The organism is Desulfothermus sp. (assembly GCF_053993635.1).
On sequence record NZ_JBMYBT010000105.1, the window covers coordinates 1 to 21,895 of the forward strand.

General features: G+C 35.3%; 23 protein-coding genes and 1 pseudogene. 3 read left to right on the plus strand and 21 right to left on the minus strand.

Going from position 1 to position 21,895, the window contains the following annotated elements; all coding sequences use genetic code 11:
• From ACY2V1_RS07900 to ACY2V1_RS07970, 15 genes and pseudogenes are all read right to left on the minus strand, one after another.
• A pseudogene (locus ACY2V1_RS07900) lies at window positions 1-245 on the minus strand (hypothetical protein); the annotation flags it as partial.
• A gap of 23 nt (window positions 246-268) precedes the next feature.
• Window positions 269-1,570 carry a 3-phosphoshikimate 1-carboxyvinyltransferase gene (gene aroA / locus ACY2V1_RS07905; RefSeq protein ID WP_461834253.1) on the minus strand — a complete coding sequence of 434 codons (1,302 nt, stop codon included), beginning with the start codon at window positions 1,568-1,570 and terminating at the stop codon, window positions 269-271.
• Window positions 1,571-1,572: 2 nt separating this feature from the next.
• Entirely contained in the window at window positions 1,573-2,697 is a 1,125-nt protein-coding gene (gene pheA / locus ACY2V1_RS07910) for a prephenate dehydratase (protein WP_461834254.1), read from the minus strand.
• 20 nt (window positions 2,698-2,717) lie between these two features.
• Entirely contained in the window at window positions 2,718-3,692 is a 975-nt protein-coding gene (locus ACY2V1_RS07915) for a 3-dehydroquinate synthase II (protein ID WP_461834255.1), read from the minus strand.
• Window positions 3,693-3,709: 17 nt separating this feature from the next.
• Window positions 3,710-4,510 (minus strand): 2-amino-3,7-dideoxy-D-threo-hept-6-ulosonate synthase, encoded by an 801-nt coding sequence (locus tag ACY2V1_RS07920; RefSeq protein WP_461834256.1) that lies wholly within the window; start codon window positions 4,508-4,510, stop codon window positions 3,710-3,712.
• Window positions 4,511-4,783: 273 nt separating this feature from the next.
• Window positions 4,784-6,310 (minus strand): AMP-binding protein, encoded by a 1,527-nt coding sequence (locus ACY2V1_RS07925; protein ID WP_461834257.1) that lies wholly within the window; start codon window positions 6,308-6,310, stop codon window positions 4,784-4,786.
• A 177-nt stretch (window positions 6,311-6,487) separates the two neighbouring features.
• The gene (locus tag ACY2V1_RS07930) at window positions 6,488-8,845 is read right to left on the minus strand and encodes an ATPase, T2SS/T4P/T4SS family (RefSeq protein WP_461834258.1); all 2,358 of its coding nucleotides are present in this window, start codon (window positions 8,843-8,845) and stop codon (window positions 6,488-6,490) included.
• Between the two features lie 172 nt (window positions 8,846-9,017).
• Window positions 9,018-10,013 carry a ketol-acid reductoisomerase gene (gene ilvC / locus ACY2V1_RS07935; RefSeq protein ID WP_461834259.1) on the minus strand — a complete coding sequence of 332 codons (996 nt, stop codon included), beginning with the start codon at window positions 10,011-10,013 and terminating at the stop codon, window positions 9,018-9,020.
• Window positions 10,014-10,045: 32 nt separating this feature from the next.
• Entirely contained in the window at window positions 10,046-10,531 is a 486-nt protein-coding gene (gene ilvN, locus ACY2V1_RS07940) for an acetolactate synthase small subunit (protein ID WP_461834260.1), read from the minus strand.
• A gap of 103 nt (window positions 10,532-10,634) precedes the next feature.
• A complete protein-coding gene (gene ilvB, locus ACY2V1_RS07945; RefSeq protein WP_461834261.1) occupies window positions 10,635-12,326 on the minus strand; it encodes a biosynthetic-type acetolactate synthase large subunit in 1,692 nt (563 codons plus the stop codon).
• The gene (locus tag ACY2V1_RS07950; RefSeq protein WP_461834262.1) at window positions 12,326-12,568 is read right to left on the minus strand and encodes a DUF465 domain-containing protein; all 243 of its coding nucleotides are present in this window, start codon (window positions 12,566-12,568) and stop codon (window positions 12,326-12,328) included. The genes ilvB and ACY2V1_RS07950 overlap by 1 nt, the downstream gene beginning before the upstream one ends.
• 3 nt (window positions 12,569-12,571) lie before the next feature.
• Complete coding sequence (locus ACY2V1_RS07955) at window positions 12,572-12,886, minus strand: DUF167 domain-containing protein (protein WP_461834263.1); 315 nt, start codon at window positions 12,884-12,886, stop codon at window positions 12,572-12,574.
• Window positions 12,887-12,921: 35 nt separating this feature from the next.
• On the minus strand, window positions 12,922-13,224 hold the full coding sequence (locus tag ACY2V1_RS07960; RefSeq protein WP_461834264.1) for a YggT family protein: 303 nt from the start codon (window positions 13,222-13,224) through the stop codon (window positions 12,922-12,924).
• 23 nt (window positions 13,225-13,247) lie between these two features.
• Window positions 13,248-13,886 carry an HAD family hydrolase gene (locus ACY2V1_RS07965; RefSeq protein ID WP_461834265.1) on the minus strand — a complete coding sequence of 213 codons (639 nt, stop codon included), beginning with the start codon at window positions 13,884-13,886 and terminating at the stop codon, window positions 13,248-13,250.
• A gap of 7 nt (window positions 13,887-13,893) precedes the next feature.
• Entirely contained in the window at window positions 13,894-14,652 is a 759-nt protein-coding gene (locus ACY2V1_RS07970) for a hypothetical protein (protein WP_461834266.1), read from the minus strand.
• Between the two features lie 114 nt (window positions 14,653-14,766).
• Between ACY2V1_RS07970 and ACY2V1_RS07975 the strand changes: the two genes are divergently transcribed.
• Window positions 14,767-14,982, plus strand: a complete 216-nt coding sequence (locus ACY2V1_RS07975; RefSeq protein ID WP_461834267.1) for a twin-arginine translocase TatA/TatE family subunit — start codon at window positions 14,767-14,769, stop codon at window positions 14,980-14,982.
• A gap of 26 nt (window positions 14,983-15,008) precedes the next feature.
• Here ACY2V1_RS07975 and ACY2V1_RS07980 read toward each other — a convergent pair whose 3' ends face one another.
• The 6 genes from ACY2V1_RS07980 to ACY2V1_RS08005 are packed head-to-tail and all read right to left on the minus strand — an operon-like array spanning window position 15,009 to window position 19,717.
• Window positions 15,009-15,902, minus strand: coding sequence for a hypothetical protein (locus ACY2V1_RS07980; protein WP_461834268.1), 894 nt, complete (start codon window positions 15,900-15,902; stop codon window positions 15,009-15,011).
• Window positions 15,880-16,746 (minus strand): TP0624 family protein, encoded by an 867-nt coding sequence (locus ACY2V1_RS07985; protein ID WP_461834269.1) that lies wholly within the window; start codon window positions 16,744-16,746, stop codon window positions 15,880-15,882. The genes ACY2V1_RS07980 and ACY2V1_RS07985 overlap by 23 nt, the downstream gene beginning before the upstream one ends.
• Window positions 16,739-17,650, minus strand: a complete 912-nt coding sequence (gene miaA / locus ACY2V1_RS07990) for a tRNA (adenosine(37)-N6)-dimethylallyltransferase MiaA (RefSeq protein ID WP_461834270.1) — start codon at window positions 17,648-17,650, stop codon at window positions 16,739-16,741. Before miaA ends, ACY2V1_RS07985 begins: the two co-directional genes overlap by 8 nt.
• A gap of 52 nt (window positions 17,651-17,702) precedes the next feature.
• Window positions 17,703-18,197: a pantetheine-phosphate adenylyltransferase gene (coaD, locus tag ACY2V1_RS07995; RefSeq protein ID WP_461834271.1), complete on the minus strand. Its 495-nt coding sequence runs from the start codon at window positions 18,195-18,197 to the stop codon at window positions 17,703-17,705.
• Complete coding sequence (rsmD, locus tag ACY2V1_RS08000) at window positions 18,173-18,745, minus strand: 16S rRNA (guanine(966)-N(2))-methyltransferase RsmD (protein ID WP_461834272.1); 573 nt, start codon at window positions 18,743-18,745, stop codon at window positions 18,173-18,175. Before rsmD ends, coaD begins: the two co-directional genes overlap by 25 nt.
• Before the next feature lie 21 nt (window positions 18,746-18,766).
• Window positions 18,767-19,717 (minus strand): diguanylate cyclase domain-containing protein, encoded by a 951-nt coding sequence (locus ACY2V1_RS08005; RefSeq protein WP_461834273.1) that lies wholly within the window; start codon window positions 19,715-19,717, stop codon window positions 18,767-18,769.
• 121 nt (window positions 19,718-19,838) lie between these two features.
• On the opposite strand from ACY2V1_RS08005, the gene ACY2V1_RS08010 reads away from it, so the two are divergent.
• Window positions 19,839-20,534, plus strand: coding sequence for a Smr/MutS family protein (locus ACY2V1_RS08010; protein WP_461834274.1), 696 nt, complete (start codon window positions 19,839-19,841; stop codon window positions 20,532-20,534).
• A gap of 47 nt (window positions 20,535-20,581) precedes the next feature.
• Window positions 20,582-21,895 (plus strand): signal recognition particle-docking protein FtsY (gene ftsY, locus ACY2V1_RS08015; protein ID WP_461834275.1); only part of this gene is annotated, 1,314 nt, incomplete at its 3' end.

Below are 21,895 nucleotides of genomic sequence, written 5' to 3' on the forward strand. Positions count from 1 at the left end.
ACTAAGATAGTATCTTTATTTAATTTATTTTTTAATTTTACCACAACATCCTTTATGGCATGAATTGGAACGCATAACAGTGCAATGTGAAGATCATCAAAAATATCCTCAACTGCCGAAAGATCAAGGGGTCTATCTATACCATATAGATTAAATCTACCATGGGATCTAAACTTTTTTTCAAAAAGCGACCCCATCCCACCTTTGTTTCCCACAATGAGTATTTTTTTTATTTTTTTATCCATTAAATCACAAATAGTTAGTTTAATTAATTTTTAATCTTTTTCCAGATATCAAAGAAATTTGGAAAAGATTTGGCTACACAACTCTTATTGTTCAATTTTACTTTAATTCCCTTGAGCTCATATAAAGATAGACTCATTGCCATCCTGTGGTCAGCGTAAGTGGAAAAGGAAATCTCCTGGCCAATGGGTAAGGGATTTGGCTCAATTAAGAGCCCATCATCAAATACCTCCACCTTTGCTCCAACCTTTTTCACCTCATTTGCAACCCCCATTAGCCTGTCGCTTTCCTTTAGTTTTAAGTGTTCAACTCCTGTAATTACACTCTTTGAGTCTGCCATGGAAGCAAGCACCGCTACAGTTGGCACAAGGTCTGGACACTCTTTCATATTAATTTCAATACCATGAAGATCAGAAGGATGTGCTACTACTGCATCTTTGTCCCACAAAATTTGTGCCCCCATTTTTGCTAAAATATCTAAAATCTTTCTATCTCCTTGTATGGAATCTTTAAAAAGTCCTCGTATTTTTAATCCATTTTTTAAAAGAAGTCCAGCAGCTACCATATATGAAGCATTGGACCAATCTCCTTCAACAAAAAAATCACAGGGCTTATATTCTCCCTTTTTAACCACAAATTTTATCTTGCCAGGTTCAACATAAGTTATTTCACCTAGCTCCTTTTTTATCCATTTATCTTCCTGGGCTTCATAGATTGATACATCTATTCCAAATTTCTTCATGGTCTGGATAGTCAAACCCACATAAGGCCAAGATACAGCCTTTTTGCCAATTACATGGATTTCCATATCTTCCTTTGCTATGGGAGCTGCCAAAAGCAGACCAGAGAGATATTGTGAAGATTTTTCTAAGCTTATTTGTGTAACACCTCCTTTTAACCCATTTGACCTTATGGTAAAAGGGGGATATCCTTGCTTTTCATTATAGGAGATTTTGCAACTTAATGAAGAGAGAACGTCTATGAGCTCTCCTATTGGCCTTTTGTGCATACGACCTTCCCCAAACACAAAGGCTTCAATACCTTCTATAGCTCCTACAATAGGGGTAATTAGCCTGCAGGTGGTTCCAGATTCACCAACATTTAGTCTTACTCTTTTATTTATCCTGTATTCTTTAAGTCCTGTTATTTCAATCTTGTCTTTAAAGATATTGCATCTTGCGCCCAAGGCCGAGCAACATTCAAGGGTTCTTTTGGTATCATCACTGATTAAAGGATTTTTTATTACAGATGTGCCTCTACTTAATGAGGCACACATAATGGCCCTGTGGGTCAGGGATTTACTTGGAGGTGCTAAAAATTCTTTCATATTTAGCTCCTGGACCCCTTTCTTAGTTCTCCTGGCAAATCTATATATGGACCATTTGGATAACTTCCCAGGATCCTCAAGGTGTGGCATGAGTGTTTAAGATCTTTTAAAAGGGCTTTGTATTGTTCTTTGCTAAGGTCGCACTCAACATCGCAAAAAAATACATATTGCCACTTCTCGCCCCTCAAAGGCCTGGACTCTAGCTTTTTCATATTTACATTTTCCATGGCCAGCAAGTTTAAGACCCTGGCCAATGAACCTGGTTTATCAGGAAGTGTAAAGAGCAGAGATGTTTTGTCCCTATTACCTTCTGGCGGTTCATCTGAGCCAATTATCAAAAATCTAGTCCAGTTTTCAGGTAAATCTTCAATCCCAGTCTCAAGAATATTGAGTCCAAGGTTTGCAGCAAGGGCAGGGTGTGCAATTGCTGCTGCCTTTTTGTTCTGGCTCGCCATTTTTGCCCCTGCAGCAGTGCTATCTACTGGAATAATTTTCACACCAGGCAGTCTTGTCTTGAGCCACAAAGAGCACTGTTGTAATGCCTGGGGATGAGAATAGACTACCTCAATGTCGGATAGATTTTCGGTAAGAGAAAGCAGACTATGACTTATCTTACAAAAGATTTCTGCCTGGATATAGACCTGATATTTTAAAAACATATCCAGACTCTGACCAACAGTTCCCTGGAGTGAGTTTTCAAGGGGGATGACTCCAAGCTCTGCCTCCCTGTTTCTAACAGCCTTAAACACGTCTTCTAAGATAAATTTAGGAAAGTAACTGGCTGAGTGTCCAAAATAGTGGAGTGCAGCAAAATAAGAAAAAGTACCCTCAGGACCGAGGTAAACTATCTTTTGAGGACGCTGGAGACTCCTGGAAGATGAGAGTATTTCACGATAAATTGCAAGTAAGTGTTCCTTTGGAAGTGGACCTGGATTTTCCTTTACCAATTCCTCTAATATGTCCTTTTCCCTAAATGGTTTAAAAATGCTTTCTTTACTATGTTTTTTTATCTTTCCAACTTCTAAACTATATTCAGCCCGTTTATTTAAGAGCTCAAGTATCTGTCTATCTATTTTGTTTATTTGCTTTCTAATTTCTTCTAGTTTTGAGCTTATATCTTCTGACATCCTTATCTCCTGCCAAGAATTTATTTTTCTTTTATTTCTTCTTTAATCCGCATACCAAAGTGTCTTCCAGCATCATCTATTTTAACTAGAACTTCATCTCCTTCTTTTAAATTCACAACAGATAGAGGTGATCCATTTTTTCCAACTAATCTTATTGTCTCGGCGTTTTGTAAAATTATATCCCCTTTTTTACCTGATGTCTCACCACTTATTAAGAGAAGGGGTCTTATTTCAATTTTAACTCTTCCTACTGAGCTAAGCAGAGTATTCCCCTTGCTATCTACTATAAGTACTTCATCCCCTGATTTTAATTCTTCCAGATATGATGTTTTATCTCCTGGCCTTAACACATAAGAATGAACTGCTCCTGCATTTATTCTAAATGGTCTTGCAGCGACATATGGATTTTGTTCAGTCTCTGCATGGACGAGAAAAGTAAAAGAAGAAGAGTTTCCAACAAGCATTCCTTGCCCAGTATTTAAAATAGAGCACGTATCAACACAAACCCTGTGCCCAAGGCCAATGGGTCTTATCTGGGTAATTTTTGCTACCTCAAGTTTCACTTTTTCTCCTGTGAGCTTTAGTTCTTTCACAATTTCTTTTATAAATTCTCTACCTTCTGGCAGAATTACCAGAAAATCCACGCCCTTTTCTAAAATTCCAGCAGCGAGTTTGGCCTCTTCTAGATTTTTGACCTCAACTCCAAGTCTTCCTTCTTGCACAGCCAAAAGATTCTCAATTGGAATAATCTCCCAGCCATGAGTTATAAGAACGCTCTTTCCCTTTTTTAGTGACTCTTGTGCTAACACTTCATCTTCTTTTGAATTTAGTGTGATTATAGCAAAATCATCTGGTGTAGATGTGTTTATCCTGCCAAGTGTATTTACATCTTTTATCTTATCCTGTTCTACCAAAATTGTATCTACACCAGATTCTAAAGACAGGGTAATGAGCTTTTTATCAAAAGGTATTGCCTTTACAATTAACTCTTTCATAATCAGTATTTTGCTCCTTATTTATTATTTACAATTTCAAGGGCCTCATCAACACTCATATCTTCATGCACAATCCCATGAAGGGCCTTAACTAAAGTAGCAGGGTCGTCGTCCTGGAATATATTTCTACCAACAGATAAACCTGCTCCACCGGCCTGTATAGATTCATATACCATGGTCAAAATCTGTTTTTTATTTTCCATCTTTGGCCCGCCTGCAATCACAACAGGAATACAACATGCGTCTACAACTTTACTGAATGATTCTACATCTCCTGTATATGGTACTTTTACCACATCTGCCCCAAGTTCTTCTCCAACTCTAGCGCAATGGGCTACTATTTCAGGATCATATCCATCTTTTATCTTTGGACCCCTTGCATATACCATTGCAAGTACTGGCATGCCCCATTCTGTAGCCTTACTGGTTACTTTTCCAAGGTCAGCAAGCATATATCTTTCTGTCTCGTCCCCTAAATTTACATGCACAGACACTCCATCTGCACCGAGCTTAATTGCATCTTCAACTGTGCCAACAAGGGTCTTGGCATTGGGAAATGGAGATAGTTGAGTACTGGCAGATAGGTGAATTATCAGTCCTACATCTTTTCCATGTTCTCTGTGTCCACATCTCACAAGACCTTTATGCATTAAAACAGCATTTGCTCCGCCTTCTGCAACTTTGTCCACGGTTTCTTTTAAATCCACAAGTCCATGAATTGGTCCAACAGTAACGCCATGGTCTAATGGAACTATAATAGTCCTGCCAGTATTTCTGTTGAAAATCCTTTCAAGTCTAATTGATTTGCCCAGATGCATTTTAAACCTCCTGTTTGTTTTTTATCCGGGCCAAAGCTCCTTAATCAAAAGCCAACGACCATAAAAAAAAGGCCGCTGGCTTCTGGAGCCTGCGGCCTTTTTAGGGTTTCTTTTAGGTTGTATTTAAATTATACCACCCGGGCCACAGACTCCACCCCTAAAATACCAAAACCAAAAATAAAAAAAGCTAAAATAAAATCTAAATGAGGTGGATACTAGCCCGAGTTTTCTTGCCATAAATTTTTACCTATCCATTTCTAAAAAAAATGTCAACTAAAAATTTTTTAAATTCTCAATAAATTTTTCTTTGACCTTTTGCCTGTCAATCTTTCCATTTTTGTCTTTTGGAAGAGTGTCTGTAAATAACACATATCTTGGCTTTTTATACCTTGCTATCCTTGATCCAACAAACTCAATTAATTCATCTTTTGTTAGAGTACTATTTTTTTCTTTTACACATACAGCCCCAATTCCTTCTCCAAATTTAGGGTCAGGTACTCCAATAACACATACCTCGATTATGTCTGGATGTTGCATAATCACTTCTTCTACCTCTGCTGGAAACACATTTTCTCCGCCAGATTTGATCAATTCTTTTTCTGGTTTTCTTCCCTTAAAGAATAGATATCCATCTTCATCCATCATTGCTAGATCACCAGTATGGTGGATATCATTTCTAAATACATATTTGTTATCATCATCCCTGTTCCAGTATCCTAGAAATACCAATGGTCCTTTAAGGGCTATTTCTCCAACTTCTCCAGGTGGTAATTTTCTATCATCTTCATCTACGATAAACACGTCACTTAGTGCAAGTGGTCTACCTGCAGCACCTGGTCTGTCTCTATCTCTTCCAAGACAGATAAGTCCTGAGGTCTCAGTCTGTCCATACATCCACCAAAACTCAGCACTGGTTTCTGTTTCTAATCTCTCTATTATTTCTTTTTGCTCTAATCCAACTGCTTTTTTGAGGAAATTAGGCTTTAGATTTAATTTTTTCATTGTGTCTAAAAGTGATTGTAAGATTGGTGGAAATGTGCCTAGTAAGGTAATTTTTTCATCATTCATAAGTCTGGCAGATAGTTCCCTATCAAAAGATGGGATAACTACATTTTTGCCGCCACACAAATAGGTGGAAAAGGCCAGATTTATGCCCATGATGTGAAATAAAGGTAATATATTTAAATATGCGTCACTTTCACTTAATGAAAGTTCAAAGGCAATTTGAAGGGAGGATAGCACTATGTTTTTTTGTGAAAGCACTCCCCCACGTGGTTTTCCATCTACAGCAGCTGTATGTATGATTATGTAAGGATCATCTTCATTTGCGTGTATTTCTGAGTGTGGGTCCTTTGCAACTAAAAGTTCTGTATAGCTTTTTATTGAGCCTTTATCTCCTGTTAATAGAAATATCTCTTTTACAGAGGGATTTTCTTTTTTTATTTCAGAAGAAATTTCTATTTCTTCATTATCTATAAAAAAGTATGACGGTGTTGTATCTAAGGCTATAAATTTTTTTTCTTCTGGTGAAAGGCGTTTATTTATTAACACTAAAATAAGTCCTAGTTTTGAAGCTGCAAAAAATAATGGAAAAAATCTGTAGGTGTTTTTGCTAATTACACCAATTCTATCTCCTTGTTTAAGTCCCAGTTTTTTTAACCCTGCTGCTAGTTGTTCAGTCTCATCCAATATTTCTAAAAAAGTAAAAGAGTGGTTTAAGTTGCCATCATAGAGACACTTATGGTTCCTAAAAAGAGTAGAATTTCTCAATAACATTTGATATGGTAAATAAGATCTCATGACGCTACTCCTTGGAAGTTTAATGATTCCTTTCCCCTTACGGACAATTATCTATTTTTGTAAAAAGGACTATCACTTCCTTTCTCTTCTTTCAAGTTAGAAAATTAAAGTAAAGTGATTACATCTAAATTTTGGTGAGTTGAGAGGATAAATAGAGGAAATTATTAAAATGGATTTTTAACTTTTTCCAGCCACTGCCCTGACCTGATGAATGTCTGTATAACCCCTTAAAACCTTCAGAATTCCATCTTGTTTTAGGGTTAACATTCCTTCAGATATGGCAACCTTTTTTATTTCTTCTGTGGGTACTCTTTTTTTTATTAAGGATCTAATTGCATCTGAATTTTTTAAAAGTTCGTGTATGCCCATTCTCCCTTTATATCCCCCCATACAGTTTGCACAGCCCCTTGCCCTATATAATGTTATTTCATCATCTTTTACCCATTTGTCCCAATCATGTTCACCAAATTCTTTTCTCAACTCGTCTATTTCCTTATTTGTAGGTCTGTATGGTTCTTTGCATTCATTACAAAGGGTTTTTATGAGCCTTTGAGCAAGTATGCAGAGCAGAGAGTCTGAAAAATTGAAAGGATCTAGGTCCATATCAAGCAATCTGGTAACTGTCTCTGGGGCAGAGTTTGTGTGAAGGGTGGAGAATACAAGATGGCCTGTTAGGGAAGCCTCAATACCAATATGTGCTGTTTCTTTATCCCTCATTTCTCCAATCATAATCACATCTGGGTCTGCCCTTAAAAATGCCCTTAGGGCAGACGCAAAGGTAAGTCCTATTTTGGGATTAATCTGGACCTGTCTTAGTCCTTCTTGGGTGATTTCAACTGGATCTTCTGCAGTCCATATCTTTTTATCTGGTTTGTTTATGTAACCTAGGGCCGAATGTAGAGTTGTGGTCTTACCTGATCCTGTTGGCCCAACAACAAGGATCATTCCATAGGGCTGAGTTATGTTTTCCTTAAATATTTCAAGGTTATGGGGCAGAAGTCCAAGTTTATCAACAGGGATTGGCTTCCCAGATGCAAGGACCCTTAACACCACATCCTCCTGGTTATCAATAGTAGGTAGTGTTGCCACACGATACTCCACTATTTTGTTCATATTGGGCAATCTAATTTTTAGCTTACCGTCTTGAGGAAGACGCCTTTCAGCAATGTCCAATCTTGCCATTATTTTTATTCTTGACACAATGGGCCGTGCATAATGTAATCTCAGTTTTTTGAATTCATGGCATGTGCCATCAACTCTCATTCGTATTAAACAATACTTTGAAATAGTGTTGGGCTCAATGTGGATATCTGATGCGTTTTTTCTCCATGCTTCAACTAGAATAGCGTTTACCAGTCTAACAATTTCACTGTCTTGTTCTGTTATTTCCTTTTCAAGTTCGTCAAAATCTTCGTGTATGTCTTCTTCTATCTCTTCGTCAAATTCTAAAAGTTCGTTTTCTGATGTGAGTGCTTTAAAAAAATGGTCAATAAATTCTTCTATGTCGTTTTTTGTGGATACCAGGGGTTCGATCTGATTTGTACCCAGGATAAATTTTATCTCATCTAGTCTGCTAAGATCAAAGGGATTGGTCATAAGAACCTGGATTGTGTTTCCCTGTTCTTTATATGGTACCCATTCGTACTGTTTTAGAAAATTGGGATCCAGCTTTCTTTTTTCAAAAATAGAGTAGGGTGGTAACACCTTGGGATTGAATTCAACAAAGGGCACATCGTAAAAACTACTTAAAGACTCTCCCAACTTTTTTTTGGGTACATTGAATTTATTAAGTAGTATCTCATCTAAGTCCTTATTCTCTTTTAAAGCAATTTCTTTGGCTTCTTTTAATTGTTCTTCTGTAATACATCCTTGTTCTATAAGTAATTCATACCGACTTTTTGAACGTATTCTTCTTTTTTCAATTTCTTCTAATTTTTCTTCTAGCCCTGGATAGGAAGGATACAATTTTTTTAATTTCCAGAAATATTCCCTTGCTTGAGTTGTTTTGTTTAATCTAAGTAAAGTAGAACCAAGCTTAAAATAAATATATGCTAATTGTTTTTTTTCAAAACTATCTCTTTCAACAAGTACGTTTGTGAGAAAATTTACCAACTTATCAAGATCTCCTGTCTTTTCAAGACAAAAAATCATCAATTTAACATATTCAAAGTCTAATATGCCATCGTTAAACACACTGTTTATTTTTTCAATGGCCTTTTGGTATTCACCTTGTTTTATAAAAGATTTTACAGCATCAAAAGAAGCGTCAGATTGACTCTGTTTGTCATTGAAAATAGATTGAAGAACTCGATTATCTTCCATATCTAAATCTGACAAGACGTTCTGAAAAAATGTTTTGTATGCAGAAAGGGTTTGAGTTTGATTTAGTTTTTTGGCAAAGTCCCATGTCCTGACTAAGGAGAAAAGGGTGGTTTCTGCAATATCTTTGGCTTCCCATATTCTGTTTTTATTCAAGTGGCGTTGTAACTTGATTTTTTGCGTCTCAAGCCACTTGAGATATCCGTCCCAGCTCATTTTTAATAACCTTATAAAAAATTAACCCAAGTTTATCAACTTGGGTTATAAGTAGCTATCAAAATTTTTTTATGATTAATTTAAAAGTTTGATAGCTTAGATTTCAGATTGGAGAGGACCGCAAGTAGCTAACTACTTTTAGTCCTCTATTAAATTTAAAATTTTGAATACTCTATTTTTTTTCTTTTAACCAGGGCATCATATCCCTTAGCCTGTCTCCAACCTCTTCTATTATGTGAGAATGATACTTCTTTCTTAAGGCCTTAAATGATACCTGTCCAGCCTGATTTTCTAATATCCATTTTTTGGCGAAACTACCGTCTTGAATTTCTTCTAAAATCTGTTTCATATTTTCTTTTACCTTTTCATCTATCACCCGTGGGCCACTTACATAATCCCCATACTCTGCTGTATCACTAATGGAATAGTGCATGCGTTTAAATCCACCTTCGTAAAGTAGATCTACAATAAGTTTCATCTCATGAAGGCATTCAAAGTAGGCAACCTCAGGTTGATAACCTGCCTCAACAAGGGTTTCAAATCCTGACCTGATAAGCTGGCTCACTCCACCGCAAAGAACCGCCTGTTCGCCAAAAAGGTCGGTTTCTGTTTCTTCTTTAAATGTGGTCTTAATAACACCAGCCCTGGTGGCACCAATTCCTTTGGCATATGCAAGGGCAATATCCCATGCATGGCCAGATGCATCTTGATAAACAGCAGCAAGGGAAGGTACACCAAATCCCTTTTCATATTCTCTTCTAACTAGATGTCCAGGACCCTTTGGTGCGACCATTATAACATCTACATCTTCTGGTGGTTCTATTTGATTGAAATGGATATTAAACCCATGACTAAAGCCCAGTACCTTTCCCTTTTTAAGATAGGGTTTTATGTCTTCAAGATAAACCCTTGGTTGATGTTGGTCAGGGATTAGTATCTGGATAATGTCAGCTTTTTCAGCAGCTTCTTTTACACTAACGGGATCAAATCCATGTTTTTTTGCAAGCTCATAATTTGGGCCACCTTGCCTCTGGGCAACTATTACATTTAGTCCAGAATCCCTTAGATTAAGAGCATGGGCATGTCCCTGGGATCCATAACCAACAATAGCTATTAATTTGTCAGAAAGAATTTTTAAATCTGCATCCTTGTCATAGTAAACCTGCATCTTAAACTACCTCCTGCAAAAATTTTAAATAATTATGATAGTTGCATACTTCTCTTCATTGCTACTATCCCGGTCCTGGCTATTTCTTTGATGCCGAATTTATGTAATAAATTTATGAGTGCAGAGAGTTTTTCACTATTTCCTGTAGCTTCAATGGTTATTTCCGATGGACTCACATCAACTACTTTACATCTAAATATATCCACAATTCTCAAAATCTCAGCTCTAGATGAGTTTTGGGCGTTCACTTTAATAAGTATCATTTCTCTTTCTACAGTTTTCACTGAATTCATGTCAACGACTTTTATTACAGTAATCAGTTTCCTCAGTTGCTTTATTATTTGTTCTATTATTTGTTCATCTCCCTCTGTAACTATTGTCATAAGAGATGTGTTTTTTTCTAAAGTAGGGGCCACATTCAATGAAATAATGTTAAATCCTCTCCCACTAAATAGTCCTGCAACCCTTGAAAGTACTCCTGGCTCGTCTTCTACTAATACTGAAAGGGTGTGTTTCATAATAAACTCCTTAAAACCTATTGTTTAACCCTTTTTCGTCATTTTGGGTTATAGATAGTCATCTAATTTACCTGAGTTTGTTAAAGGATTATATAAATTCAGGTTAAACAAGTAACATTTCCGATAGAGATGCTCCAGCAGGTACCATTGGATATACATTTTCTTCTTTTTCCACTACCATATCTACAACACATGTCTTCTTAGATTTTAAGGCCTGTTTCAATACATCCTTTACTTCTGAGGGTTTAGTAGCCCTGTAACCTTCTGCACCATAGGCCTGTGCCAATTTTACAAAATCAGGATTGTATTCTAGATGTGTAGCACTGTAATTTCTGTTGTAAAATAGTTCCTGCCATTGTCTAACCATTCCTAGATAGGAATTATTTAATATAATGATTTTTACCGGGAGATTATACCATACTGCAGTTGCCAGCTCCTGGATATTCATTTGTATGGAACCATCTCCCGCAATATCTATAACGGTTTTGTCTGGAAAGGCGACCTGGGCTCCAATTGCTGCAGGAAAACCATAACCCATTGTGCCTAGACCACCTGAAGAGAGTAATGTCCTGGGCCTTAGATACTTAAAGTGTTGTGCTGCCCACATCTGATTTTGTCCAACTTCTGTTGTAATAATTGCATCTCCACCTGTGAGCTCATATAGAGTTTCAATTACAAATTGGGGTTTTATAACTTCATCTGACTTTTTATATGTAAGTGGATGTGCATCATTCCATGCATTTAATTTATCCCTCCATGACTGGTACCACTCTGACAAATCTTTGTCTTTAATGCGTTTTGAAATTTCTTCTTTTAAAGCTCGTAGTGCTTCCTTGCAATCTGCAACAATTGGTATGTCCACTCTTACGTTTTTCCGAATGGATGTTGGGTCAATATCTATGTGTATAATCTTTGCGGAGGGGGCAAAACTATCCAGTCTACCTGTGACCCTATCATCAAACCTTACCCCTGCTGCAATAATCACGTCTGCATGATTGATTGCCATATTGGCCACATAGGTGCCATGCATACCCAGCATTCCAAGCCACAGAGGATCATTGCCTGGGAAGGCACCAAGTCCCATTAAAGTGGCGGTAACAGGTATTTGTAATGTCCTGGCAAGCCATGTGAGTTCCTTATTCCCCGAGGAGGCTATAACTCCACCACCAGCAAAAATAAGGGGCCTTTTTGCTTCTAAAATCAAGTCAACCGCCTTTTTTACTTGCTTAAGATTTGGCTCATAATGGGGATTATAGCTCCTTAAGGAGACACTTTTGGGGTATTTGGCTTCAATTTCTGAAGCCATTATGTCCTTTGGCAGGTCAACTAAAACAGGTCCTGGTCTTCCTGATTTCGCTATATAAAATGCCTCTTTTATTATTTGAGGCAATTTTTCTGGGTCTTTTACAAGATAATTGTGTTTGGTACAGGGCCTTGTAATTCCAACAATATCAACTTCTTGAAACGCATCATTACCAATTAATAATCTTGGAACCTGTCCAGTAAATACAACAATGGGGATAGAGTCCATGTAGGCCGTGGCAATACCTGTGACTGTGTTAGTGGCGCCAGGCCCTGATGTTACCAACACCACTCCTACCTTGCCTGTTGCCCTGGCATATCCGTCTGCTGCGTGCACAGCAGCCTGTTCATGCCTTACTAAAAAGTGGTTTATGGGATATTTGGGCAGTTCGTGATAAATATCAATTACAGCTCCTCCTGGAAATCCAAATATAACCTCAACACCTTCTTGTTTTAAACATTCAAGGAGTATTTGGGCCCCTCTCATTTTCATTACTTTAGTCCCTCCTCTTCCATTTTCTTGTATTTTTCGAGTATTGCCTGAATTTTAGTTTTACCAGCAAGCTTAAGCTTTTTGATTTTTTTTAGTTCTAAATCATCCTGGGGTGTTAAATAAGGTTTACTTTCTAGCTTTTCCACCTGTTTTTCATATTCTAGATGTTGTTGCCATAGTTTTTTGAGTTCTTCATCCTTTTCGCCATATTTGGCAATAAGTTCCAACTCATACTGTTCCATCTTTTAGTGCCTCCTATTTTGATTCAAAAATATTTTTAGAATTGCCCTGGGGTCTATGTCTTTTTCCAGGCTAATTATTAATAGCTTTTTCCTGTTTTTTTGTCCACTCACAATTTGTATCTGGCTCTTTTTTGTCTTGAAAATCTTCGAAAAAAAATTGATTACTTCTTTATTTGCTTTATTATCAACTGGTGGTGCAGAGATCTTTACTTTTAGACAATTTTGGTACACACCTTCAATAGAATTTTTCTTTGCCCCTGGTTGAACCCATATTGCTAATTTAAAAGTAGTCTTATCAATTTTATTTAAAAAATCCACTGAGTTACCTCTTTGTTAACTAAGTTGTTAAAAAACTATGTCAGGTATATGGCTAATTGATATAGTGTTTGAACAAGAAAGATTTTCAAAAACTCAATTGCCAGTAAGACAACAATAGGAGATAGATCCAGACCACCTATGTATACAAAAGGTATCCATTTTCTCACCCTGTAAAAAACCGGTTCTGTGATGGAATAAATAAACCTGACTATTGGATTATAAGGATCAGGCCTAACCCAACTAAGGAGAGCAGAAATAATTACTATCCAGAAATATATAGAGAGCACACTGTCTAAAACAAATGCAAGTGCCTTAAGAAGATTTGCAATAATAAACATATTAACCTCCTGATATAAATTTTTTATTTTAAAGAATCAACCACTTCCTTATAACTATTAATATTTGCGATAGAATCTAATTTATTATTTTTATATGATATAAAATCTACAGGTACACTTTTGGCTGTTTTTTCATCTACTTTAGAATCTCCTATAAAAGCCACATCACAAGGAGCTAAGTTCCATTTTTTTAATATAAAGAAAATACTTTCTGGATGAGGTTTTGGATTTTTTACACTCTGTGCTGTAACTACTGGATCAAAGAAGGATTTTAAATGGAAATTTTCTAATATAATAGGCATAGTATTTGTTCTATTTGTATTAATAGCACACTTTTTTTCCATATTTTTTAGCATCATAAGAAAATCTATAAGTCCATCTTCTAATTTAATTAGATCTATTACTGCCGTGTATGAGATTTTTTTTCCTATTTCCAGTGCTTTTGGAAATAATTGTTCTGGGACAATGTGTTTTATTGACTCATATACTGTATGGGAATGGACATAGTCTTCCTCACTTTTGTCCATTTCTGGAAGGCCAAGCTCTTTTAAAATAAGGTTATAAAACTTTATATTTGCATCCTTTGAATTTATTATAACACCATCACAGTCAAAAATAATACCTTTTTTGTGTAAAAAAAAGTTTTTATAATCAAATTTCATAAATCAACTATCCTTTTATGAATTCAACTTTATACTTTTTGTTTAACCAAGTAAATTTTTCATGGGGCTTCTTTTTAAATATAAAACGATAACCATAATCCATTGCCTGGTATAGTCCAATGCTATCCTCCACTAACGAAAATTCTATACCAAAATCAATCCACATTTCATATAGGTCATCTACATCAGTAATTAAAACCCACTCATTATCCAGTATTAAGAAAAACCAGGGTAGTAATTTTTCATAAGGCAGTAAAGTATTAATCTGATAGAGCAGATGAGATCTATTAGAGGTATTTTGAAAATTATTTAAAGTTATATGATCCCCAATAGTTTCTTTTAATTGTTGCAGACCTTCTTCAATCTCAGAATCAATTTTCTGTAGCTCTAAAATCCTTTCTTCCATTGTCCACTCAAGAAGCAAGGTTAATTGGGCTATTAAAAAATAGTCTATTTTTTCAGTATCCCCAGATTCTTTTTTTATCATGGTTTTTAGAGTACTTGGTTTCTCTGTGTCGAACTCGAGTAATTGCATTATAAAATTTTGTTTAATTTCCTTGGGATTTTCAAAGAAATCTCCGTAAGTTAGAAAATCCCTGAGATATTGTTTTGCCTCTCTGGCATTTAAGGGGAATTGTTTTGGCCTATAATAATTCAATTTTGCTGATTTTTTTTCTAGCAGTCCAGGGTCAATTAAAGTGACGTGTTTTAAGATTTTTTCATCTACAAGTTCCATGTGAAGTGTTGGGAAAAATATTTTTTTCATAGTCCTATTCTCTTCTTATTTTGTTTCAAAAAACTCAACTTGCCATATGAAGGAATTAGTATTATCCTCATTTTTTAGCAAAAGCAAATGCAAAATTTTTTAGGAGGTTCTTTTATGTTTGGTATTGGCATTCCTGAACTCTTAGTACTTTTATTAATTGCATTAGTAATCTTTGGAGCCAATAAACTACCAGAAATTGGCGCTGGCCTTGGTAAGGCCATAAAAAACTTTAAAAAGGCAGCTACTGAGCCAGATGAAATAGATATAAGCTCCACAAAAAAGAAAATATCCAATCAATCAAAGGAAGATAATGGAGCCAGTGAACAATAATTGTTATTAAACTGGCTAGTTAAGTTTTATTGGGGCGGGAGGACCTGGATGTTAAATTCCATTCCCCTTGCCCCAAGATAATTATTCAAAAATGTTGTAACTGCATTTGGTTTGATGGTAACTATCTCCCACTTTCCAAAGAGCCCTTGGGAAAAGGTTAGGGAAATTAATTTAACCCCCTCAAGAAATTGCTTTTTCCCCTGCAACGTCTCATTGAAGCCCTTGACCCCTGTAAGTGTAACCCATGGGCCTGCTGATAAAATTATTTTTGAGAAAAATTTATTTTTTATCTCTGGCAGATTAAAATAATTGCTCCATAAAGTTTCCCATAATTCACTGAGATTGTTTTTTGTTGCAGCCCAATAATGGTCCTTATATGTGAAAGTACCTGTATATAAGGTATCTTTTATTTTCTTTATATACAACCTTGGCTCAATGGAATTATTGTCAACTGAGATCCCTGAGAGTCTTAATAGGCTATCTAAAAATTTAATGTCAGGTTGTTCAAAGTTTTCAGTCTTAAGACACACAGTCACGTCTCTTGAATTAAAATACAATCCGAGATTTATGAGTGTATTTTTTAATGCCCCAATATCCAGTTTAACGTTTAGTATTAATGATGTTGAATTTTGATTTCTCTGCTCATATTCTTTGTAGCTCAAGACATATTTTAGGGATGAATCTTCAAATAATTGACTCAAAGTATCAATTTTTTGCTGGTCAAGCTCATACGGTATTATTTTTATAGCTTCCTTTACTAATGCTTTACTCAATATTTTATTTCGTAGGGTTGCATTTAAATTAAATTGTGTGGATGTGCAATTTTGTTGTTCTATTCTTATACCTTGACAAAATGAAATTGAACATGTGAAAAGCAAAGATACAATTATAAAAAATTTAATTTTCAATATTAAATTCATTGACTTCATCCTGATTTAATGTTGAGTATCGCTTTTTTGAGATTACTAATTTCCCTTTTTTTAGTAGTTTAATCACATTATCAAATTTTAGATAGAAATCACTATTTTCATCTAATACCAATGAATGTTCATTTTGATTATAAATAGAATCAGCATGGAGGAAAAGGGGATGTGAGCCTATTCTATTATTCAATTGATTATTTAATTCAGGTAAATAAAAGGCCATACCTTTGTTTATTAAAATATCGTAGTCCATTAATTTTGGGCTAAACAGAAGCTCTCCGTTTTTTGAATATATATAAATGAGCATGGAAGGTTTAAATTGATCTGTTGATACTTCTATTACAACTGATGTATATCCTTTGATATAATCTTCATTTTTTAAATTATTTAAAAATACATCAGGTTCTTTTAATATAAATGATATTGATAATACTTGTTTCATTAATGGGCCTAAAAGTTTTAATCCCATAATTAATCTGTATGAATTTGTTGAAGTTTTTATTATATAATTATCAGAAGAATTATTTATCAATTCCCACAATAACTCTCTTCCATTTTTATTTAATAATTTTCCTATTTGAATCCCTTTTTTGATTTTAAAATTTAGAGTAGAATTATAGAGTTTATTCATTAGATGAATTTTTTGTCTTTTTAAATTAATATAATCAGGATATAGTTCACTAGATGTTCCATTTAACTCTGTATATAACGTGTACTTAGTCCAGTTGATCCATGTGGAATTATCTTCCAATATTTCTATCCATTCACCTTTACTGCATATCCCCATTGATAATTGCAGAAAAATTAATAAAAAGATAAAAAATGTATATTTTTTATTCATTTAAAAATCTCTCTATTTCTGGAAAGGTTTTGTCTAATTTTCCATATCCATACCATTTGATGTCATTTTCTTTTTTAAACCATGTCATCTGACGCTTAGCATATTTTCTGGTGTTTTTTAACCACCTATATTTTGCATGCTCAAGGGAACAGTTTCCCAGGATATAATCTAAAAGTTCTCTACATCCAATAGATGTCCATACAGGTGCATTGATATCTGGATTTTTTTTCCACGCCTTGGCCACTTCCTCAAGCCCTCCATTTTCAAGCATTTTATTTATTCTCATCTCTAATCTGGTAGCCAACTCCTGTTTTGGATAAAAAATACCTATCTTTAGGTAGTTATACCTGGGTTTATCTTTAGGATAGTTTTTGTGAAACCATGTTAAATTCTTTTTTGTAAATGCATATACCTCTAATGCCCTGGTTATTCTCTGTCTGTCCCTTGGATGAATCTTTTTTGAATATTCTGGATCTATTTTTTTTAATTTTTCATATGCTACTAAAGCACCATCTCTAAAATATTCGTAAATAACCTGTTCCCTGATGTTTTGAGGTATCCTGGGGATAGGAGCAAGGCCAAATAACACGGCCTTTAAATATAATCCAGTGCCACCAATTAATATGGGAAGTCTCCCCTTATTAATTATCTCTTTTATTTTTTGGTCTGCAAGGTCTGCAAATTCCCCAGCGCTAAGTCTATTACTTGGTTCCAAAAAACCATAGAGATGGTGTTTACAGATCTTTGTTTCTTGTTCGTTTGGTTGAGCTGTTATAATGGGAAAACCCTTGTAGACTTGTCTTGAGTCAAAGTTAACTATTTCACCACCAAATCTTTTTGCAAAAGCAAGTCCCAGTTCATTTTTTCCTGTTCCAGTAGCCCCAACAATGCATAAAATTTTCATAGAGGTTACGCATAATTGCATAATTTTAAAAACGTTCGAATTTCGTTTTTGCTTATAAGTTAAATCTTTCTTTTAATTTAAGCCATACAGGCTCAGGCACCAGTCCTTGGACATCACCACCAGCATTTACTGTTTCTTTTATAATGGATGAACTGGTGAATAGCCACTTATAATCAGTCATCATAAATAGGGTATGTACATGCCTTTTTAGTCGCCTATTCATGAGTGCCATCTGAAATTCATATTCAAAATCAGAAATTGCCCTAAGTCCCCGTAAAATTACCTTTGCTCCCTTTTTTTCTACATAATCAACTAAAAGGCCACTAAATGATTCTACGATTACTCTTGGTTTATTTTCAAATACTGTCTTGGCCATTTCAAGTCTTTCTTCAAGACTGAAAAGGGGAGTCTTAGGAGTGTCTATAGCAATTGCTAAGACCACTGTATCAAAGATATCTAAGGCCCTTCTAACAATACTAATATGACCATTTGTTAATGGATCAAAGGTGCCTGGATAAATAGCTATGGATTTGTTGTTTTTGTCCATATGAGTATCCTCGTTTGTCCATATTCTCGGTTTATTATTAAATTGGTACCTGAAATTTCCTTTCTTACTTTTAAATCTTTTTCAACTTCAGATACAATAAAGCCATTTTCTACAATCCAGTTATTTTTTATTAATTTTTTAATAACAGGTATGGCAAGTCCTTTTCTGTATGGGGGGTCTATAAAGCATAGGTGAAACTTTTCATCAGGATGTTTTCTCAAAAACTTATTTACATCCTGTGGAACTATACGAAAGCGACTCTTTTCTACCCCAAAATTCTCAAGGTTTGCTTTTAGGTATTTAATTGCATCTGGATTGTTTTCAACAAAATATACAAGCTGAGAACCCCTGCTTAAACATTCAAATCCAAGAGAACCAGTACCTGCAAAGAGGTCTATGACCTTAGAACCCTCAAATTCCATTCCTCTAGCAACCAACATGGAAAATATGGCCTGACGTATTTTATATGTTGCAGGCCTGTATCCTTCTATGCCCTTTTTGGGAGTCTTTAATTTTCTCCCTCTATATTCACCACTGATAATTCTCATAATAACAGCTCGTTCTGTTTCCTAAAGATATTCAACTTCAGGTCCAAATTCGCTAAAAGTGCACACCATGAATTCATCCTTGGGATCATCTTCTCTCTTTTCTTTTGTTAACCACTTTTTCACATATGCCAGTATTTCATCTTTTTGGGGCATGTTTTGTACAATTCCTATTGAAATTCCTCTATGAACTATTTGTAGATCTTCAGTAAGTCCCATGTTTTTTAATTCAGAGAAAAAGGATTCATATTCTTTTTTTAGCCTTTTATCAAGACCTTTAAGGGAGTTATAGTCTGCATCTGGAACTATGACCACATACATATTAGTATCTAATTTGCTAAGCTGATCATAATTCCTTAAATTATTTTTTAAGTGCATAAGAAATTTTTTTTCTATCCATTCCTGCCACTCTTTTCCAAAGTTAAGTAACATATCGTCTAAGTTACTTATGTTGATAAGTAACAGGGAAAAATTTCTGGTGTGTCTGGAAATTCTGTTTATTTCGCTCTCTAACACTAAATAAAAGCCATCAGGGGTTAGGGTGTTTGTATTGCTATCAATTGATAACTTTTGAAAGAGGTCTTGGATTTGAGTTATGTAATTAAATCCTCGTTTTGTCCTCCAGATTAATTCTGGTTCGTAAAATGGATATAATAAAAAGTCATCAACTAATAAATTAGATCTAAATACTTCATCCCTTGTGTCTTCGTCTCCGTAGAGGATAATATATCTCTTAGAAATTACATAATCATCTTCCTTAGTGCGTAGAAGCTTAACAAATTCTAGTCCTCCCATATTGGTTTCATGGGCTGGAGCAATAATTACATCAACATGGGTCTTGTCCATTATTGTAATTGCCTGGAGATGGCTCTTAGCTGTAATTACAGTGAATTTTTGGCTATCCAAGGACTGTTTTACCGTATAAGCCAGCTCATTGTCCTCGCAAATAAAAAGCAATTTTTTCCTATCTAGCATACCTATATTTCTCCCTCATAATTTTTAATGATATTAATCGGATTTTCCAGAATTTACAAGGCAACTTTTTTAGGTTATTATTCTTATGTTTTTTAAGATTATTAAGATAGGTGCTTGGAGCATGGTTATAAGAGATTTAAAAGAGATCTCAAAACACATCAAGATACATAAAGACACAGATGAGGAAAAAGTTAGGTCAAAGTCAAGACCAGTTACACCTAAACCTGTAGATGCAGGCAAAGACAGTGACCAAGAGCTTTTTTTTAAGGCAATGGAAGGGGTTCGTCCCATCAGTGGTGTGGGAGGCAGGGAAGTGGTAGCAGTAAAGCATCATGTGTCTAATATTAGGAAAAGCAGAAAAAACTCTCATAAAGATAAATATTTAGAGAAATTTCTTAAAGGAGATATTGAATTTGAACTTGAATTTACAGATGAATATATTCAGGGAAATGTAAAGGGGTTAGATCCCAGGATTTTTAGAAAATTAAAGGCAGGTTCCTTTAGCCCTGAATCTCATCTGGATTTACATGGATTAAACAGTGATGATGCCTATGTAAGCCTTATTTCATTTGTCAAAAAAAATTATTTACAAGGCAAGAGGTGTTTGCTGGTTATCCCTGGCAGGGGTAAAAATTCTCCACTGGGAAGGAGTATTTTAAAAGAAAACTTGCAGTTTTGGATCACTAGAGATCCTTTAAAAAGGGTAGTGCTTGCCTTTTGTTCTGCTATTCCAAAACATGGTGGGGCAGGTGCAGTTTATATTTTGCTTAGAAAATATAAAAAACATCGGGGAAAGATTTTCTGGGAAAGATATTAATTTAAATTAAAAACATTCATAAATTTAGGTCAAGGAGATGTAACATTATGGGATTTTTTTCAAAAATTAAAAAACTCTGGAAGAGAAAAGACAAAGAAGAAAAAAAAGAAACACGTGAAGAAAAAAGTGTTGAACAAGAAGATAAAGTGGTTGTTGAGGCTCAGGTAGTTGAAGAAGTTGAAGAAGAAAAGAAGGAAAAATTAGAAGAGGTAAAAAAGGAAGAAAAGGAAGATAAGGATTGGGAGAGAGAGCTTAAATTAGCCCTACAACAGGCTGAACCTAGACTTAGTGTATGGCTGGATATACTCTTAAAGGATGTTGAAAAAGCAGATGATCTTTTGTGGGAGCGGCTCTTATTTTTATTTGAATGTTTAGAGGTACCAGTTAATGAAGCAGAGAATTTTATAAACAGATTTAAAAAATGGTTAAATGAGATGGAGTATTCATCCATCTTTGAATTTAGGTCCGAGCTCCAATATCGTTTAGCATTGGCCTTGGATTTAGAAGATGAGGAAGATGAGCAGAGCAGGTTGTTTTTAAAGCTATCTGAAGGTCTTGCCAAGACAAAGGAACAATTTACAAGAAAAATAGACATACTTCTTCAAAAGTCCTCTGAATTTGGCGATGAATTTTGGGAGGAATTAGAAGAAATTTTGATTATGGCAGATGTTGGATTTAATACCACTGTAAAACTGGTAAATAGGCTAAGGATAAAGGTAAGGGAAAACAATGTAAAATCTCCAGAAGAATTTAAAAAATTATTTAAAGAGCAACTTGCTGAAATCCTTCCTAAGCCCAAAAAAAGGATAAAACCAATTGCCCCTGAAGTTGTTTTAATGCTCGGAGTAAATGGGGTTGGAAAGACCACCACTATTGCAAAATTGGCCCATAGGGCGCAGATGCAGGGAAGAAAGGTCCTGCTTGCAGCTGCAGATACCTTTAGGGCAGCTGCAATTGAACAGCTTGAGATCTGGTCAAAGAGGGTTGGAACAGGGTTTTATGCAAAGGAGTCTGGTTCAGATCCTGCTGCAGTTGCTTATGAAGCCTTAAATAAGGCCAAGAAACAAGGATATGATTTGATGTTTGTGGATACTGCAGGTAGATTACATACAAAAGTGAATTTAATGGAAGAGCTAAAAAAGATAAAGAGGGTGCTGAATAAACAGCACCCAGGCTCTCCACACAGGACCATTTTAGTTCTAGATGCCACAACAGGTCAAAATGCCATTTCCCAGGTCAAAATGTTCAATGAAGGGGTAGGGGTTGATGAGATAATATTGACTAAATTGGATGGCACTGCAAAAGGAGGAGTTATTTTGGGGATTTCAGTGGAATTTGATATCCCAATTACCTTTGTTGGC

Bases quoted from the DNA above. Each gene is read 5' to 3' on its own strand.
- aroA (WP_461834253.1), bottom strand. From the start codon at position 1,570: ATGAAAGAATTTTTAGCACCTCCAAGTAAATCCCTGACCCACAGGGCC.
- pheA (WP_461834254.1), bottom strand. From the start codon at position 2,697: ATGTCAGAAGATATAAGCTCAAAACTAGAAGAAATTAGAAAGCAAATA.
- ACY2V1_RS07915 (WP_461834255.1), bottom strand. From the start codon at position 3,692: ATGAAAGAGTTAATTGTAAAGGCAATACCTTTTGATAAAAAGCTCATT.
- ACY2V1_RS07920 (WP_461834256.1), bottom strand. From the start codon at position 4,510: ATGCATCTGGGCAAATCAATTAGACTTGAAAGGATTTTCAACAGAAAT.
- ACY2V1_RS07925 (WP_461834257.1), bottom strand. From the start codon at position 6,310: ATGAGATCTTATTTACCATATCAAATGTTATTGAGAAATTCTACTCTT.
- ACY2V1_RS07930 (WP_461834258.1), bottom strand. From the start codon at position 8,845: ATGAGCTGGGACGGATATCTCAAGTGGCTTGAGACGCAAAAAATCAAG.
- ilvC (WP_461834259.1), bottom strand. From the start codon at position 10,013: ATGCAGGTTTACTATGACAAGGATGCAGATTTAAAAATTCTTTCTGAC.
- ilvN (WP_461834260.1), bottom strand. From the start codon at position 10,531: ATGAAACACACCCTTTCAGTATTAGTAGAAGACGAGCCAGGAGTACTT.
- ilvB (WP_461834261.1), bottom strand. From the start codon at position 12,326: ATGAAAATGAGAGGGGCCCAAATACTCCTTGAATGTTTAAAACAAGAA.
- ACY2V1_RS07950 (WP_461834262.1), bottom strand. From the start codon at position 12,568: ATGGAACAGTATGAGTTGGAACTTATTGCCAAATATGGCGAAAAGGAT.
- ACY2V1_RS07960 (WP_461834264.1), bottom strand. From the start codon at position 13,224: ATGTTTATTATTGCAAATCTTCTTAAGGCACTTGCATTTGTTTTAGAC.
- ACY2V1_RS07965 (WP_461834265.1), bottom strand. From the start codon at position 13,886: ATGAAATTTGATTATAAAAACTTTTTTTTACACAAAAAAGGTATTATT.
- ACY2V1_RS07970 (WP_461834266.1), bottom strand. From the start codon at position 14,652: ATGAAAAAAATATTTTTCCCAACACTTCACATGGAACTTGTAGATGAA.
- ACY2V1_RS07975 (WP_461834267.1), top strand. From the start codon at position 14,767: ATGTTTGGTATTGGCATTCCTGAACTCTTAGTACTTTTATTAATTGCA.
- ACY2V1_RS07980 (WP_461834268.1), bottom strand. From the start codon at position 15,902: ATGAATTTAATATTGAAAATTAAATTTTTTATAATTGTATCTTTGCTT.
- ACY2V1_RS07985 (WP_461834269.1), bottom strand. From the start codon at position 16,746: ATGAATAAAAAATATACATTTTTTATCTTTTTATTAATTTTTCTGCAA.
- miaA (WP_461834270.1), bottom strand. From the start codon at position 17,650: ATGAAAATTTTATGCATTGTTGGGGCTACTGGAACAGGAAAAAATGAA.
- coaD (WP_461834271.1), bottom strand. From the start codon at position 18,197: ATGGACAAAAACAACAAATCCATAGCTATTTATCCAGGCACCTTTGAT.
- rsmD (WP_461834272.1), bottom strand. From the start codon at position 18,745: ATGAGAATTATCAGTGGTGAATATAGAGGGAGAAAATTAAAGACTCCC.
- ACY2V1_RS08005 (WP_461834273.1), bottom strand. From the start codon at position 19,717: ATGCTAGATAGGAAAAAATTGCTTTTTATTTGCGAGGACAATGAGCTG.
- ACY2V1_RS08010 (WP_461834274.1), top strand. From the start codon at position 19,839: ATGGTTATAAGAGATTTAAAAGAGATCTCAAAACACATCAAGATACAT.